The 16,224-nt window shown below is 67.4% G+C and carries 13 protein-coding genes; 3 read left to right on the forward strand and 10 right to left on the reverse strand.

What is annotated here, in order from left to right:
- The 10 genes from EL337_RS23235 to EL337_RS23280 all read right to left on the reverse strand — a co-directional run bounded on the left by EL337_RS23235 (position 1) and on the right by EL337_RS23280 (position 12,273).
- Positions 1 to 1,713 (reverse strand): thiamine pyrophosphate-binding protein, encoded by a 1,713-nt coding sequence (locus EL337_RS23235; RefSeq protein WP_048632737.1) that lies wholly within the window; start codon positions 1,711 to 1,713, stop codon positions 1 to 3.
- The gene (locus tag EL337_RS23240) at positions 1,713 to 2,711 is read right to left on the reverse strand and encodes an acyl-CoA dehydrogenase family protein (RefSeq protein WP_048632736.1); all 999 of its coding nucleotides are present in this window, start codon (positions 2,709 to 2,711) and stop codon (positions 1,713 to 1,715) included. The genes EL337_RS23235 and EL337_RS23240 overlap by 1 nt, the downstream gene beginning before the upstream one ends.
- Entirely contained in the window at positions 2,708 to 3,862 is a 1,155-nt protein-coding gene (locus tag EL337_RS23245) for an acyl-CoA dehydrogenase family protein (protein ID WP_048632735.1), read from the reverse strand. Before EL337_RS23245 ends, EL337_RS23240 begins: the two co-directional genes overlap by 4 nt.
- The gene (locus EL337_RS23250; RefSeq protein WP_048632734.1) at positions 3,859 to 4,776 is read right to left on the reverse strand and encodes an acyl-CoA dehydrogenase family protein; all 918 of its coding nucleotides are present in this window, start codon (positions 4,774 to 4,776) and stop codon (positions 3,859 to 3,861) included. The genes EL337_RS23245 and EL337_RS23250 overlap by 4 nt, the downstream gene beginning before the upstream one ends.
- Complete coding sequence (locus EL337_RS23255) at positions 4,773 to 5,939, reverse strand: acyl-CoA dehydrogenase family protein (RefSeq protein WP_048632733.1); 1,167 nt, start codon at positions 5,937 to 5,939, stop codon at positions 4,773 to 4,775. The genes EL337_RS23250 and EL337_RS23255 overlap by 4 nt, the downstream gene beginning before the upstream one ends.
- Positions 5,939 to 7,102, reverse strand: coding sequence for a CaiB/BaiF CoA transferase family protein (locus tag EL337_RS23260; RefSeq protein WP_048632732.1), 1,164 nt, complete (start codon positions 7,100 to 7,102; stop codon positions 5,939 to 5,941). Before EL337_RS23260 ends, EL337_RS23255 begins: the two co-directional genes overlap by 1 nt.
- On the reverse strand, positions 7,095 to 8,045 hold the full coding sequence (locus EL337_RS23265; RefSeq protein WP_048632953.1) for an SDR family NAD(P)-dependent oxidoreductase: 951 nt from the start codon (positions 8,043 to 8,045) through the stop codon (positions 7,095 to 7,097). The genes EL337_RS23260 and EL337_RS23265 overlap by 8 nt, the downstream gene beginning before the upstream one ends.
- On the reverse strand, positions 8,038 to 9,888 hold the full coding sequence (locus tag EL337_RS23270) for a flavin-containing monooxygenase (RefSeq protein ID WP_048632731.1): 1,851 nt from the start codon (positions 9,886 to 9,888) through the stop codon (positions 8,038 to 8,040). Before EL337_RS23270 ends, EL337_RS23265 begins: the two co-directional genes overlap by 8 nt.
- 66 nt (positions 9,889 to 9,954) lie before the next feature.
- Complete coding sequence (locus EL337_RS23275; RefSeq protein WP_048632730.1) at positions 9,955 to 11,367, reverse strand: aromatic ring-hydroxylating oxygenase subunit alpha; 1,413 nt, start codon at positions 11,365 to 11,367, stop codon at positions 9,955 to 9,957.
- 42 nt (positions 11,368 to 11,409) lie between these two features.
- Positions 11,410 to 12,273 carry an SDR family NAD(P)-dependent oxidoreductase gene (locus EL337_RS23280; protein WP_048632729.1) on the reverse strand — a complete coding sequence of 288 codons (864 nt, stop codon included), beginning with the start codon at positions 12,271 to 12,273 and terminating at the stop codon, positions 11,410 to 11,412.
- Between the two features lie 139 nt (positions 12,274 to 12,412).
- On the opposite strand from EL337_RS23280, the gene EL337_RS23285 reads away from it, so the two are divergent.
- Genes EL337_RS23285 through EL337_RS23295 form a run of 3 tightly spaced genes read left to right on the forward strand, consistent with a single transcriptional unit; the run spans position 12,413 to position 16,223 of the window.
- Positions 12,413 to 13,999: an SMP-30/gluconolactonase/LRE family protein gene (locus EL337_RS23285; protein WP_048632728.1), complete on the forward strand. Its 1,587-nt coding sequence runs from the start codon at positions 12,413 to 12,415 to the stop codon at positions 13,997 to 13,999.
- On the forward strand, positions 13,996 to 14,739 hold the full coding sequence (locus EL337_RS23290) for a GntR family transcriptional regulator (RefSeq protein WP_048632727.1): 744 nt from the start codon (positions 13,996 to 13,998) through the stop codon (positions 14,737 to 14,739). The genes EL337_RS23285 and EL337_RS23290 overlap by 4 nt, the downstream gene beginning before the upstream one ends.
- Positions 14,736 to 16,223, forward strand: a complete 1,488-nt coding sequence (locus tag EL337_RS23295; RefSeq protein ID WP_083443084.1) for an AMP-binding protein — start codon at positions 14,736 to 14,738, stop codon at positions 16,221 to 16,223. Before EL337_RS23290 ends, EL337_RS23295 begins: the two co-directional genes overlap by 4 nt.
- Position 16,224 lies beyond the last annotated feature (1 nt).

Consider the following 16,224-nt stretch of genomic DNA (forward strand, 5'->3'; position numbering starts at 1 on the left):
CTATTGGGTACCTTCCGCATACCAGGTGCGGAATCGGTCGTACTTGGGCATCTCCTCGGAGTTCGCCTTCGGATCGATGCACACATGCACCACACCGACTTTGCCGCTGGCGTAGGCGCGGGCGATGGCCGGTCCGATCTCGTCCTCCTTCTCGACGTACTCGCCGTGGCAGCCGAACCCCTCCGCGACCTTGTCCATCCGGACGTCCTTGCTCCAGTGCACGCCGGGCTGCGGGGACGGCTGCTCGAAGGTGCGCTTGTACACCCCCACCTCGAGGCCCCACTGGTGGTCGACGCCGACCACGCACACCAGCGGCAGATTCAGCCGAGCCGCGGTCTCCAGCTCCGCGATGTGGAACAGGAACGCCGAGTCACTGGTGAGCAACATGACCGGACGGTGGCCGCCCTCGGCCACCGAGGCACCGACGGCGTACGGCAGTCCGGTGCCGAGGTGGCCGAAGTTCTGGTTCCAGATCACATCGCGCGGCTTGGACTGGGAGTAGGTCCACTGGAAGATCACCGTCGCGCCGCCGTCGCGGACCATGATGCCGTCGGAGAGTTCGTTGAACGCCTTGGTGGCTTCGACGACATAGCGGGCCGGGTGGATCGGCGACCGCCCCGACGGTGCGCTCTCGGCGAGCTGCGCAAGTTCCTCGGCGTCGGCCTTGACCAGGGAGTCGAGGTTGGGTGACGGATCGCGCGGGGTGTCCCGCAGCGCCTCGACGAGTTGCGGCACGACGCCGCGCAGGTCGCCGACCAGTGGCACGTCGAAGGCACGGTTCACGCCGATGGCGGCCGGGTCCTGCTCGACGTACACCCATTTGCGGTTCGCATTGTTGCCGGCCCAGTGCTGGGTCCTGCCGTAGTGCATGGGCTCACCGAGCTCGGTTCCCAGTGCGACACAGAGGTCGGACTCCTCGACGGCCTGATTGGCCGCCGGCGAGAACAGATACGGGAAGGTCCGCTCCTGCAGACCCGGGATGTACGACGTGCCGCCGGAGGTCTGGATGACGGGGCAGTTCATCAGTTCGGCGAGCTCTTTGACCTCCTGCTGGGTGCGGGAGGTGTGTACGCCGTGACCGACGAGCAGGATGGGGCTCTTGGCGTTGCGGATCAGCGTGACCGCCTCTGCGACCTCGGGAGCGCCGGCACCCTGGTTGACCAGACGATACCGGTTGGGCGGCAACGGTTCTGCCACGTCGAGTTCCTCGAGGATGACATGTGACGGGTATTCGACATAGCTGGGACCGGGGGTGCCGGACAGCGAACGGCGGATCGCCTCGCGGATGATCTCGTCGGTCTGGTCGGCGTACTCGATCGAGCTGCTGTACTTGACCGAGGCCTCGAAAAGTGGTTCCTGCCTTACGAATTGGATTCGTCCGCGACGCACCCGCCGCTCGGTGACGCGGGCCCGCTGGCCTCCGAGGAAGATCACCGGCGAGTTCTCCACGAGTGCGCATTGGATGGCGCCGGCGATGTTGGCCATGCCGGGTCCGAGGGTGCCGATGCACAGCCCCGGCTTGCCCGTCATCCGAGACGCGGCCTCGGCCATGAAGCCGGCGCTGAGCTCGTGGTGCGGCGCCACCACCGACCAGCCGCGGGCTTCGGCCTCGGTGAACATGTGCACGAAGTTGGGGTCGGGGATGCCGAACAACGTGTTGACGCCCTCGGCCTCGAACAGGTCGAGAATGCGCTTGTAGACCGGTACACCCATCAGAACTCCTTCGTTTGGTATCGCTGTGCGAGTCGTTGACGTTGTGCTGCAGGTGAACCGAAGAGGGAACGGTTCAGTGCGGCGCGTTTGAGGTATCTATGAATTCCGCTTTCCCACGTGTAGCCGATGCCGCCGTGCAGTTGCATGGCCTTGCCGGCGATGTCGACGGCGGCCGAACAGGCGTACGACTTCGCCATGGCGGCCGGGATCGCGGCATCGGCACCGTCGGCGATGACGGCCACCGCTTCGGCGACGAGTTGGCGTGACACTTCGACGGCGACGAGCATGTCGGCGCAGGCGTGTTTGACCGCCTGGAACGATCCGATCGGACGGCCGAACTGGTGCCGCACCTTCACGTAGTCGACAGACGCCGTGAGCATCTGCTCCGCAATTCCCAGGCTGTCGCACGCGATGGCGATCGTGGCGCGGTCGCGGAGCGCGCCGGTGGCGGCGGCACTGTCGAACGGGAGCACCGTCTCGGGGGTCACCCCATCGGCGGTCACGGTGGCCAGCCTGCGGGTCTCGTCGACAACGGGCTGCGCGGTGACCGTGACGGCCTTCGCCGGGACGACGGCGACGCCCTGGTGAACGGGGATCAGGAGGCGGTCAGCACCGGCGGCATCGGGGACGAACGCGGCGTGACCGCTCAATGTGCCTTCGGTGAGGGTGAATTCGTCGGTAACCACCGCGATCCGGCCGGGTCCGCCGGCGACGGCGTCAAGCAGCTCATCGGCGCCGCCGGATGGCAGCAGGTTCAGCACACCGACGGCGAGCACTGCACTGCCCAGATAGCTGTTGGCGCTGGCCGCGCGCCCGATCTGGGTGAGGATCACCGCGGTCTCGCCGAATGTCGCACCGGCGCCGCCGCGCGCGTCGGGCACTTCCAGTCCGGTCCAGCCGGCCTCGACCAGTACCGGCCAGTCGATGTCGCGTTCCTTGGCCAGCAGGTCGCCGGCGACCGAGCGCAGCTCGTCGTGAAATTCCCCGAAGTCCGTCACTGCGCCACGCTCGGTTCCCGGGGCAGTCCGAGGCCGCGTTCGGCGATGATGGTCCGCTGGATCTCGCTGGCCCCGCCGGGAATCGTCCATTCCCACGAGCCGACGAAGTCGAGCACCCACAATCCGGATTCCCAGCCGCTGGACATCGGCTTGGCCATCATCGTGTGTGCTTCGGGGCCGCCGATCTCGACGGCGAAATCAGTGAGCCGCTGCAACAGTTCGCTGTAGTACAGCTTCACGATCGAGGCGTCGGCAGGGCCTGCGGCGCCGCGCTCCACGATGCGCCTGCACATCCCGCGTAGGCCGGTGATCTCGGTGTCGAACTGCGCGAGCCGGTCGGCGACCACCGGGTCGTCGACGGGTGAGGATTCCACGAGCCAGCGGAACCCTGCGTTCGCGAGGCGCTCAGCCAACTCCAGCATGGTCATGCCGCGCTCTGCTCCGAGCGTCGCCTGGGCCACCTGCCATCCCGCGTTCTCGGCGCCGATGAGGTTGGCGGCGGGGATCACCACGTCGTCGAGGAAGATCTCGCAGAAGTGCGAGTCACCGACCGCGTTCCGGATGGGCCGCACGTCCACCCCCGGCGACGTCATGTCCAGCACGAAGTACGAGATGCCCTTCCGCTTCGGCGCGTCGGGATCGGTGCGGGCGAGCAGCAGACACCAGTCCGCGTGCATACCGCCGCTGGCCCAGAGCTTCTGGCCGTTGACGACGAAACAGTCGCCCGCGCGGCGCGCCGTGGTGCGCAGCGCAGCAAGGTCGGATCCGGCCTCCGGCTCGGAGAACCCCTGGACCCAGATCTCACCGTCGAGGATCGCCGGCAGATGACGCTTGCGCTGCTCGTCCGTGCCCGCCACCAGCAAGGTCGATGCGGCGTGGTGGATCCCGACGAAGGCCAGCACCAGCCGCGGCGCATCGTGGGCAGCCAGTTCCTGATACAGGATCACCTGGTTCTCGACCGAGAGGCCACCGCCCCACTCCGCAGGCCAGTGGGGCACGGCGTATCCGGCACTGTGCAGTTCGGCGAACCAGGCCTTCTGGAAGCGGACGAACTCCTCGTCGCTCACGCCGGTCTGGGTGGCCCGCCAGTCGCGCGGGATGTGGTCGCGGCACCACGCGCGAACTTCCCCGCGGAAGTCGGCGGCGCTCACGTGAACAGTCCCGTCAGTCCGCGCTGCCCGGCGGAGCGTTCCAGCTGATCCCGAGTCGCCGACAGCCCGAATGGCAGGCGGCGCAAGGGCTGGCTGTAGCGCGACAGCCACGACAAGGTGGTCTCGTCGCAGAAGCCGACCGCACCGTGCAGCTGATGACACACCCGGAACACGACGTCGGCGGCTTCGATCGCGGCCATCCGCAACGCGAGGGCGTCGTCGACCGCGTTCGGCTGGTCGGTCGCGACACTCCACAGCGCATGCTTGGCGAGGATGTCCACGCCGCTGCGTTCGACCTCGGCGTCCGTCAGCTGAAACTGCACACCCTGGAACGACGACAGGGCCTGGCCGAACTGCTTACGCAGGCGCACGTGCGCAACAGTCAGCGTGATCGCGCGGTCGAGCATGCCGAGCAGGGTCCAGCACGGCAGCACCAGTCCCAGTGCGACATCGCGCGCACCCGCGTCGTCGAGCGGCGACAGATCGAGCTCGGTGACGAACGCAGCGTCGACGGCGCCGTGCGCAGTGACGCGGGACCGGTGACCGCCGAGGTCGACTGCTGCCCAATGTAAGTCGAGCCCGGCGAGCGGCGCGGCGGGGCGTGGGCCGGCCACGACGACGAGGCCGTCGACGTCCAGGTCGGCCGGCTTGGCGAGCCTCTCGGCCAGCGGGTAGGGCAGCGCCCAGAAGCCGGCGCTGCGGCACAGCGCGGCCGCGGCCTCCAGTCCCTCGGTGTCGGTGCGAGGATCCAGGTCCCAGGCGCCGAGCTCCGCAAGCACCGGGCCCACGAGTGAGTCCCGGGAGTCGGGCGTCGCCTCGGCCTGTTCGAGAAGCCGGTCACCCCCCGCGGATTCGAACGCGTGCAACGACAGGCGGCCGTACTCGAGCGCGTCGTCGCTCAGGTCGAGGATCATGTGGCACCGCTCAACATGGCGCGGGACAGCAGGATCCGTTGCATCTCGATACTTCCCGACGACACCGTGGACGCCTGCGAATAGCGCCAGTGGTCCTCCACCTCACCCAGGAACCACGCCGCTCGGTGATCGTCGTGTCCGACCGCGGCGGCGATGTCCATCAGCACCTCGGCGCTGTCCTGGTCCAGCTTCGTCACCGCGATGCGGTACGCGGACGCGTCGCCCGGTGTGATCCGTCCGCTGCGCTGCAGCGCGACCACGCGATAGGCCAGCAGCCGGGCGCGGCGGCAGTGCGTGAGCATCCGGATCCAGCGGCCCCGTAGCTCGGCGGGCAGCGATTCCCACCGCTCCCCCAACACCGTCGGCGCAGCCGCCAGCAGGCGTTCACACCGCGCGTAGCGCGCGATGCCGACGCGCTCGAACGACATCACGTCCTGCACGATCGACCAGCCCGCATCGACAGTGCCGAGCACGTCGGCCTCGGTGACACGCAGGGCGTCGAAGAACACCTCGTTGAGGTGGTGCGGCCCCAGCATGGAGCGGATCGGCCGCACCGTGATCGCCGGATCGTCCATCGGCACAAGGAAAATCGTCAGGCCCTGTTGTTTCTTCTGGGTAGCACCTTCTCCGACGCGAGACGTACGCGCCAGCAGGAAGCACCACTGCGCCATCGTGGCGTAGGACGTCCAGATCTTCTGGCCGCTGACCAACCATCCGTCGCCGTCGGGGCGCGCGGTGGTGCGCAGCGACGCCAGGTCCGAACCTGCCTCCGGCTCCGAGAATCCCTGACACCAGATCACCTCACCCGCCGCGATGGGAGGCAGGTGCGTGCGCTGCTGATCTTCGGTGCCGTGCCGCATGATGATCGGCCCGACCCAGTTCACACCCATGTACTGCGCGCCCCGCGGTTCGTGGTGGGCCCACATCTCCTCACGCACCACCGTCTGCTCCCACACCGACGCCCCACCGCCGCCGAATTCCTCCGGCCACGCCAGGCACAGCAGGTTACGGTCGGCCAGTGTGCGGCAGAACTGCTGTGCGGTCTCCAGGTCGGCCGGATCGTCGGTAAAGGCACCGAGAAATCGTTCGGGCACATGGTCGTCGACCAGATCCCGCAGCTCGCGCCGCAGGTCGCCGGCCCGCTTGCCCATGTCGAAGTCCATCAGCCCACCTGCTTTGCGGTGAGACCGAGTTCCTCAAGCACCGCCGCGGTGTCGGCACCCAGCTCGGGCGCCGGTCCTCGGACATGCCCTGGGGTGCGTGAGAACCACGTCGGCACACCGGGGAACGTGACCTTGCCGTGTGGCGTATCGATCGTCTCGAACAGGCCGACGGCGTTGAGGTGCGGATCGTCGAAGAGGTCGTCCGGGGTGTTCAGCCGCGCCGCGGGAATCTCCAACTCCCGGAACAGGTCCAGCCACTCGTCGGTGGTGCGTTCGGCCAACGTCTGCGCCACCAGCCCGTAGACGGCGTCGATCTGATGTGCACGCGCTTCCAGCGTGGCGTAGAGATCGGTGGCCCACGGTGGCTGGACCGCGGCGATGAACGCGTTCCAGTGCTTGTCGTTGTAGATCAGCACGGCGACGTAGCCGTCCTTGGTGCGGTACGGCCGCCGGTTCGGTGCCACCGTCCGGGGGTAGACGGCCGGGCCGAGCGGGGGGTCGAACATGGCGCCGTTGGCATGCTCGACCAGCATGAAGGAGGCCATGGTCTCGAACATGGCGACCTCGACCTCTTGGCCTTCCCCGGTGCGCTCCCGATGGAACAGCGCCATCATCGTCGCGTACAACGCGGTCAGCCCCGCCACCTTATCGGCCATGATGGTGCCGACGTAGTCTGCTTCGCCGGTGAGTTGCCGCTGCACAGCCGGGATTCCGCATTCCGCCTGGATGGTGTCGTCGTAGGCGGGCCGGTCGTGTTCGGGACCGCGCCTGCCGTAGCCGTAGCAGTTCGTGTACACGATGGACGGATTGACGGCGGCCACGTCGTCGTAGCCGAAGCCGAGTTTGGCGATCGCCTTGGAGCGCATCGAGTGGATGAACACGTCAGCGCGCTGGATGAGCGTGCGCATCGCCGTCACGCCGTCGTCCGACCGCAGATCCAGCACGACGCTGCGCTTGCCGCGGTTGACGTTGACGAAGACGCCACTCATGCCGGACACCGGGCCCACGGAGATGAAGCGGGTGTTATCGCCCTGCGGCGGTTCCACTTTGATGACATCCGCGCCCATGTCGGCCATGATCTGCGTGCAGTACGGTCCCATCACCATCGCGGTCAGGTCGACCACGCGGATCCCCGCCAGCGGGCCTCGTGTCGGCTCAGGCATGAACCGCCCCCTGTTGCCTGCCTGCCATGGCGAAGCTGTATCGGATGTGGTCGTTGTGCCCGTCCGGCACGACGGGGAACGTGACGGGTTCCGACCGGTCGCGGATCGCCGTCAGATGCTCGGCGACGTCCTCGATGGCCCATTCGGGCCGGTACACACCCGGCGATTCGGTGACGACCGCAGTGGCCACCCGGCCGGCCAGCGCGACGAACATCTCCCCGGTGGCGGTGCAGGATTCGTGGCCGAGGTAGCCGACCACCGGGGCGACAAGCTCGGGGCCCATCGGCGGATAGGCCGAGGTGTCGATGCCCGCTGCCATCCGGGTCACCGCGGCCGGCACGATCACGTTGCTCGTGACGTTGTGCGCCGCGCCCTCCATCGCCGCGACATTCGACAGCCCGATCACACCCGCTTTGGCGACGGCGTAATTGGCGACGTCGTGGTTGCCGTACAACCCGCCGATCGAGGAGGTGAGCACGATGCGGCCATAGCCGGCCGCGCACATCACGGGAAACGAAGGCCGCACGACATGGAACGCACCCCGCAGGTGCACGTCGAGCACCGCCTCGAAGTCGTCGTAGGACATGTCCTTCAGCGACGCCCTACGCACGATGCCCGCGTTGTGCACCAGGATGTCGACGCCGCCGAACCGCTCGAGCGCGGTGCCGATGATCGCCTGTCCGCCTTCGGGAGTGGCCACCGAATCGGTACTGGCGACGGCTTCGCCGCCGGCGTCCACGATGTCGCGCACCACGTCGTGGGCCGGTCCGGTGTCGCCGCCGTCGCCGGATTCGAGGCCGTCGAGCGCGCCGCCGGAATCGTTGACCACCACCTTGGCGCCGCGCGCGGCGAACATCAGGGCATAGGCGCGTCCCAGCCCGCGTCCGCCACCTGTGACGACGGCGACGCGTCCGTCGAACCTGAGGTCCGGGGTGTCAGCCACGAAGTTCCAGTCCGTCGAGGTCACCCTTGGCGCGCCACTGTTCGATCAGGTCACCGAACGCGTAGAAGCCGGGCGAGTAGAAGTCGCCGAGGAATGAGCCGTTGCCCTCCGCGCCGCCGCGCCCCTCGTTGTTGTAATAGCCCGGCGTGCAGGACAGTTCGAAGGCCGAGTTGTCGATCGCCAGCTCTCGGACGGTGTGGACCCAGTTGTCCTGGGCGTCCTGACTGGGCTCGACGGTGGTGGCGCCGCGGTTCTGCGCCTCGGCGATGAGGTAGGCGATGTGCTGGGCCTGCTGCTCGAACATCGCTGTGGTGTTCGCCGATACACCGCCCTGGATGAAGCCCATGAAGAACTGGTTGGGGAACCCTCTGCTGGTCATGCCGTGCAACGTCTTGTAGTTGTCCTGCCAGTACTCGAAGAGCGACAGCCCGTCTCGGCCGGTGATGGACTCGATCGCATAGCGACGGCTGATCTCGGTGGAGATCTCGAAGCCGCTGGCGAAGATGACACAGTCCACGGCGTACTCGACACCGTCCGCGACGATCCCCCTCTTCGTCAGACGCTCCACACCCTTGGACGCCGACACGTCGACCAGCGTCACGTTGGGACGGTTGAAGGTGGCCAGATAGTGCTCGCTGGACGTCGGGCGCTTGCACATGAACCGGTAGTACGGCTTGAGCGCCTCGGCGGTGTCAGGATCCTCGACGATCTCGTCGACGCGGCGCCGCAGCCGCTCCATGATCTTGTAGTCTTCCTCCTCCCGGAAGGCCATGATCTGCTCGATCGTCACCGCAGCGGGGTCTTCGCTGGCCGCGATGCGGGCGGTCAGATTGCGGCCGAGCTCGGTCCAGAAGTCGCACACCAGATCCGGCTCGCCGAACACCACGCCGACGAACGGTGACCAGTTGTGGAAGTTGCGCTTGCGCTCCTCCTGCCAGCCCGGTTGCAGCGAGGACGCCCAGTCCGGATCGGTGGGCGGGTTGGACCGCTGGTCGACCGAGGAGGGTGTCCGCTGGAACACGAAGAGCTCCTTGGCGTCCCGGCCCAGATGCGGCACCAGCTGGATTCCGGTGGCGCCGGTGCCGACCAGGGCGACGCGCTTGTCGGCCAGCTTGACCAGTCCGCCGTCGGCGTCACCGCCGGTGTACTCGTAGTCCCAGCGGGCAGAGTGGAACACATGTCCGGTGAAGTCCTTGATACCGGGGATGTCGGGGAGCTTCGGCCGGTTGTAGGAGCCCTGCGCCATGACCACGAAACGGGCCCGGATGTCGTCGCCTCGGTCCGTGGTGATCTGCCAGCGACTCGACGCGTCGTCCCAACGCAGTTCACGCACCTGGGTCGAGAACAGCGCACCGTCGTAGAGGCCGAAGTGCTTGCCGATGTTGCGGCAGTGGGCGAAGATCTCGGCGCCGTCGGCGAACTTCTTCGACGGCATGAAGTCGAGCTCTTCCAGCAGCGGGATGTAGCAGTACGCGTCGTTGTCGCACTGGATTCCGGGGAACCGGTTCCAGTACCACACCCCGCCGAAGTCTCCGGCCATCTCGATGACGCGGATCCCGGTGACGCCGGCCTTCTTCAGGTACGCGCCGGCCAGCAGTCCGGCGAAGCCCCCGCCGAGTATGACGACGTCGGCGTCCTCGACGATCGGGTCGCGCTCTGTCACCGTCGTGTACGGGTCGACCTCGTAGAACTCGGCGAAGTCGCCGTCGAGTTCCAGGTACTGCGACGCACCTTCCGGGCGCAGGCGCTTGGCCCGTTCGGCGGCGTACTTCTCGCGGATCGCCGGGATGTCGATGTCGGTGGGCGTGTCGGTGGGCCCGCAGGCACTCTCGGTGGTCGTCATGTGGCTCCTTACTCGCGAATTCGGCGCGCTCGGCGACGCTGAGCGTCGCCAAGCGCGCCCGTTTCGCTAAATTTCTTGGGGTTCGCCGGTGCCCATGTACTTGGCCAGCTGGGTGTGCAGGTTGACGGTGCTGCGTTCGCGGTACGGGTTGGGCAGCGTGCCGGGAAAGCCTGCCGACTTCATGCCCTGCTGCACCGCCGCCATGTTGGAGAAGTCCTGGGGCAGCACCGACAGCCAGTTCGGGGAATCCTTGGGTGTGTACTGCCACTCCGTCTGCGGCTCCTGCCCTTTCGGGTACAGCTCGAAGACCGCCACCTCGAAGATGCACTTGTCCGGGTGATAACTCGGATCCGGTCGGGCCGAGTAGCACAGCGCGCTCGTCAGGCCCTGTCCCACCTGGAAATTCGGGAAGATCTGCCAGGCGGTGCCGCTCTGCCCCAGGATGTCCGGCGGGATGGTCGGCCAGATCACGCCGCGCTCCTCATCGTCGCGGCGTGCCGAGGCCAGCCAGTGTTGCAGCACCTGATCGGCCGGCGTGCCCTCGGGCAGCTCGTCGACCAGTCGCTTGGCCGCGTTCACGAGGGTGTTCGTGGTGGTCGCGTTGGTCTCTTCCATCGTGTAGATCTGCATCTCGGCGGTCGAGATCCGCGGATCCCCGGTGCCGAGGCGGATCTTCGACTTTGTCTCATCCATCCCCTTGGGTGCGTCATAGCCGATATTGCTATGACGCCCTTGGGCTTTGGCCCAGCCTTTGAACTCGCCGAACTTGTTGAACTCGGGGTGCGTGGTGAACACGTGGTAGGTCTCGTTGAAGGCCTCCATCGCGACTTTCCAGTTGCAGTCGAAGTACAACCACTTGCGCCACTTGTAGCGCATGTTCTCCAGACCGAACGGGTCGAGGATCTTGGCGGCAGGCATCAGGTAGTCGCTCAGCGGCTCGCACTCGGGGTCCATGTTGACGAACAGCCAGCCGCCCCAGGTGTCCACCCGGACCGGGGCGAGGTGGGTGTTCTGCGGATTCAGCGCACCCTTCCAGTCGTCCTGTTCGCGGATGTGGGTGCAGGCACCGTCGAGGCCGTAGGTCCAACCGTGGAATCCGCAGGCGAACGACTTGCGCGCGCGACCCACCGCGTTCTTCGCACCGTCGGGCCTGTCGATCAGCTTGCGGCCGCGGTGCATGCAGACGTTGTGGTGTGCTGCAAACTCATTGGCGCCCGTCCGGACGACGATGATCGAGTCGTCGAGGATGTCGTAGGTCAGGTAGCTGCCCACCTCCGGGATCTCTTCCACGCGGCCGACCTGCTGCCAGACCTTGCGCCACAGCTTGTCGCGCTCGGCGCGGGCGTACTCCTCGCTGATGTAGGCGTCGACCGGGATCGTCGTCGGCTCGGACAGCTCCTCGGCGATCGTCCCCGTCGAGTCGTCCGGTTCGGCGTCGATCTCGATCGCGGCGTCGAGGTCGGATTCGGTGTGCGTCACGGGATCGTCCTTTCAGTGCCTGTCAATGCCTGTCAATGCCTGTCAATGCCTGCTGATGGCATCGCGGAACGACTCGTCTTTGAGGAACAGCGACGTGTTGTCGGCGCCCAGGTGAGTCCACTTGAGGTTGAGTCCGCCGTCGACGAGCAGCGTCTGGCCGGTGATGTAGCTCGACAGATCGGACAGCAGGAACAGGATTGCGCCGGCCTGTTCCTCCGGTGTGCCGCGCCGCCCCATCGCGATCGCGGTGCGGTCCCGTTCCGGATCCGCGTCGACATAGGTCGCCGACGCGGCGGTTTCGGTGACACCGGGCGCGACGGCGTTGACCCGGATGCCGTCCATGGCCAGCTCGACCGCCATGGTGCGCGTCATCGCCACCACGGCCGCTTTGGCCGTGCCGTAGGCGATGTGGAACGGAGCCGTGTTGAGGCCGCTGATCGAGGACACCGACACAATCGAGCCCGGATTGCCGTGGCTGCGGATTTCGGTGGCCACAGCCTGACTCATGAAGAAGGCCGTCTCGAGGTTGGCCGCGAACAACGAGCGCCAGTCGTCGCGGGTCACCCGGGTCGACGGCATCCAGGTGGCGGGTGCGGCGCCGCCGGCGATGTTGACCAACCCGAACAGCTGTGCGCCCGTCTGCCGCGCAGTTCCGCGCACCTGATCGAGCACCGTCGCGATGCCGTTGTCGGTGGATGCGTCCGCCGCCACCGGGATCACCTGCAGGCCCTGCTGCGCCAGCGGTGCGACGTGCTCGTCGAGGTTGTCCTGCGACCTGCTCACCGCGACGACGGTGGCCCCGGCTTCGGCGACAAGGCGCGTGACCGCGGTACCGATGCCGCCTCCGCCTGCCCCGGAGACGACCACGATGCGGCCGCCCAGGCTTACCGACACTCCGACCGTCACGTCAATTGTCCGGACAAATAATGGTGCTCTGCATATTGCAGAACACTATTCCGCAGCGCTTATGGCAGCGTCAAGACCGATCTCGCGGTCGGTTCGTCGCTATTGTCTGGACTAGTACGCCTTGCTAACGTCCGAACGCATGAACGCCAGGTACGTCGCGTCGAGCCTGTCCGCCGCACCAGGGTGGCGGCTGCACCGGGTGACCGAACCCAGCCGGTTGTTCGGCGCCAACGGCCTGCGGACCGGACCCGACGGACGCATCTACGTCGCGCAGGTGACCGGCAGCCAGATCAGCGCGCTGGACCTGTCCACCGGCGCGGTGGAAGCGGTGTGCGCCAAAGGTGGCGACATCATCGCCCCCGACGACGTGGCCTTCGGCGAGGACGGCACCCTGTTCGCGACCGAGGTGATGGACGGCCGGGTCAGCGCGCGCGACACCGCGGGGCGCACCCGCGTCCTGCGCGACGACCTACCCTGCGCGAACGGCATCACGGTGCATCAGGGCCGTCTGTTCGTCGGCGAATGCCGCGACGGCGGCCGGCTGATGGAACTGCCGCTCGACGGCGGTCCGCCGCGGATCCTGGTCGACAACCTGCCCTCGCCCAACGCGATGGAGGTGGGCCCGGACGGGCTTCTCTACTACCCCCTGATGACGGCCAACGAGATCTGGCGGGTCGACCCCGACCCGAACACGCACAGCGAACCCCAACGCGTCGCTGCCGACCTGGGCGTGCCCGACGCGGTGAAGTTCGACTCCGACGGCTACCTCGTCTCGACTCAAGTGGCCAGCGGTCAGGTGCTGCGCATCGATCCGCGGACCGGCGGCACCACCGTCATGGCGCAACTGACTCCCGGCCTGGACAACCTGACGTTCGTCGGTGACCGGCTGTTCGCGTCCAACTTCACCGGCGAGATCACCGAAATTCTCTCTGGCGGCCGCACTTCCACCGTGCTACCGGCAGGGCTGAACTGGCCGCTCGATCTGACCGTGTCGAACGGCAGACTCTACGTGGCCGATGGCACCTACTTCTACGTCGTCACCCCCGACGGCGGCCTGCAGACCGTCGGCATGCTGTTCTCCCCCGGCTATCCCGGGTTCATCCGCGGAGTCGACGCCGTCGACGGTGCGTTCGTCGTGACGACATCGGGCGGCCACGTCGCCCGCTACCGACCCGACACCGGTGAGACCGATTTCCTGGCAACAGATTTCGATCAGCTCTACGGGGTAGCGGCGACTCCCGACGGCGCCGTCGTGTTCGCCGAGCTGGGAACCGGACGTGTCCACCGCCTTCGATCGGGCGTGGTGGAGACGCTGGCCGCCGGGCTGCAGGATCCCGTCGGTATCGCCATCGACCCCGACGGACTGCCCCTGGTGGCCGAAGCCGGCGCTGGTCGGGTGGTGCGGCTGCGCCCGAACGGGGTGGACACCGTGCTGGACGGCCTGGAGCGGCCGCAGGGACTGCACGTGCGCGGCGGACGGCTCTACATCGTCGACGCCGGCGCCAAGGAGCTCGTCGAATTCGACCTGGACAGTGCGGCGCGCAGCATCATTGCCACCGGACTTCCCGTCGGGCCTCCCCCCGGGGTGGAACCGAAACCGCTGAAGGGCATGCCACCGTTCTCGGGCCCACAGGGGCCGTTCGCCGGTGTCACGTCCGGACCGGACGGCACGCTGTACGTCTCGGCGGACGGCGACGGCAGCGTGCTGGCGGTGCGACGGATATGACCGCGACGGCAGGCGACCACCGCTACCTGCAGGTGGCGCGCACACTGCGGAAGGAGATCGTCGACGGCGTGTACCCGGTGGGGTCCCAACTGCCCACCGAACATGAACTGTGCGAACGCTTCTCGGTGAGCCGCTACACGGTGCGTGAGGCACTGCGCAGACTTCGTGACGACAACCTGGTCGCGTCCCGTCCACGGGCCGGCACCCTGGTGGTTCCGCGCCCGAGTACCAGCTCATACGCCCAGGACGTCATGTCGATCGACGACCTGCTGGCCTTCGCCCAGGGTGCCCGCTTTGCGATCGAGACCAACGCGATGGTGACCGTCGACGCCACCCTGGCCCATCGCACCGGCCTACCGGTGGGCACGACGTGGCTTGCGGCAAGTGGATACCGGCGGATCGACGAGGACACTGCGCCGGTCTGTCGCACGGAGTACTACATCAACCGCAGCTTCGCCTCGGTCGGCCGACTGTTGCAGCGACACACCGGGCCCATCTTCCCCCTCATCGAGGATCTGTTCGGGGTCACCATCGTCGAGGTGCACCAGGAGATCTCCGCGGTGGCGCTCGACGCCGAGTTGGCGGAGCGGCTGGAGGTCGAGGCGGGCAGCGTCGGTCTGCAGCTGCAGCGCGCCTACACGACCTCGGATGGCGAGATCGCCCAAGTCACGGTCAACACGCATCCGTCGTCGAGATTCCGGCACGCGATGACGATGCGGCGCGTCAGGGACACCCGGTGACGACGCTGGCCGATGCACTTCGAGACGCCGCGACCACGACTCCGGACCGGGCACTCGTCCGCGACGGCGACGTCACGCTGTCATGTGCCGACCTGCTGGATCGCTCGACGCGACTGGCCCACGCACTCCTGCGGCGAATGCCGGTCGGCAGCGTGGTGTCGCTCATGGTGCCCAACTGGCATGAGGCCGCAGTCATCTACCTCGGCGCCACGCTGGCGGGCATGGTGGTCAACCCCATCCTGCCGTCGCTGCGCGACCACGAGCTCACGTTCATCCTCGCCGACGCACACAGCCGGGCGATCTTCATCCCTGAGACGTTCGGCGGCCATGACTACGCCGCGATGCTGACGCGGGTGGCCGCCGAGCTGCCGTCGCCGCCCGAGGTCGTCGTGGTGCGTGGGACCGGCACCTTCGACGCAGTGCTCGGCGAGCCGGGGGGCGGCGAGCTGCCAGTCCTGGACCCCGGCGCCACCAGCATGATCCTCTACACCTCGGGCACCACGGGGCGGCCGAAAGGTGTTCTGCACAACCATCACTCCCTGCATGCACTGATCGCCCAACTCGGCAGGTACTGGCGCATCGAGCCGGGCGACACCTTTCTGGTGCCGTCGCCGATCGCGCACATCGGCGGGTCGATCTACGCGTTCGAGTGTCCGCTGCTGCTGGGCACGCAGGCCGTTCTCATGCAGCGCTGGGACGCCGACACCGCTGTCGCGCTGATGCTCGAGCACCGATGCACCCACATGGCCGGTGCCACGCCCTTCCTGTCGGGGCTGCTGGCGGCAGCACAGCGCGCCGGTACCCGACTGCCCGACCTCAAGGTCTTCATCTGTGGCGGCGCTTCGGTTCCGCCGTCGCTGATCCGCTCTGCCGCAGACTATTTCGAGCACGCCCTGGTGACGCGGGTGTACGGGTCCACGGAGGTGCCGGTGACCACCGTGGGCTCGCTGGACGACATCGACCGCGCCGCCGACACCGACGGAAGACCGGGGATCGCCGAGGTCACGCTCGTCGACGGTGAAATCCGTGCCCGCGGACCCCAGATGCTCACCGGGTACCTCCACGCCGAGGACAACCGCGGGGCGTTCGACGAGGTGGGCAACTTCTGCACGGGCGATCTCGGACGCTGGACCGATGACGGCCATCTGGTGGTGACGGGCCGCGCGAAGGACATCATCATCCGCAACGGCGAGAACATCTCTCCCAAAGAGGTGGAGGACATTCTGATCACGCATCCGCACATCATCGATGTCGCGGTCGTCGGCGTGCCCGACCCGCGGACGGGTGAACGGGCGTGCGCGGCAGTGGTCGCCGCGCAACCGCCGGGTCCCGACGTCGCGGAACTGCGCGACTATCTGGACAGGCATGGTGTCGCGAAGTTCAAAGCGCCCGAACGCGTGGTGCTCTTCGATGCACTGCCCAAGAACTCCGCGGGCAAGGTGCTCAAGCACCGGATCAAAGCTGAACTGGCAGAGGAGTTGTGAC

The organism is Mycolicibacterium aurum (assembly GCF_900637195.1).
Taxonomy (GTDB): Bacteria; Actinomycetota; Actinomycetes; order Mycobacteriales; family Mycobacteriaceae; genus Mycobacterium; species Mycobacterium aurum.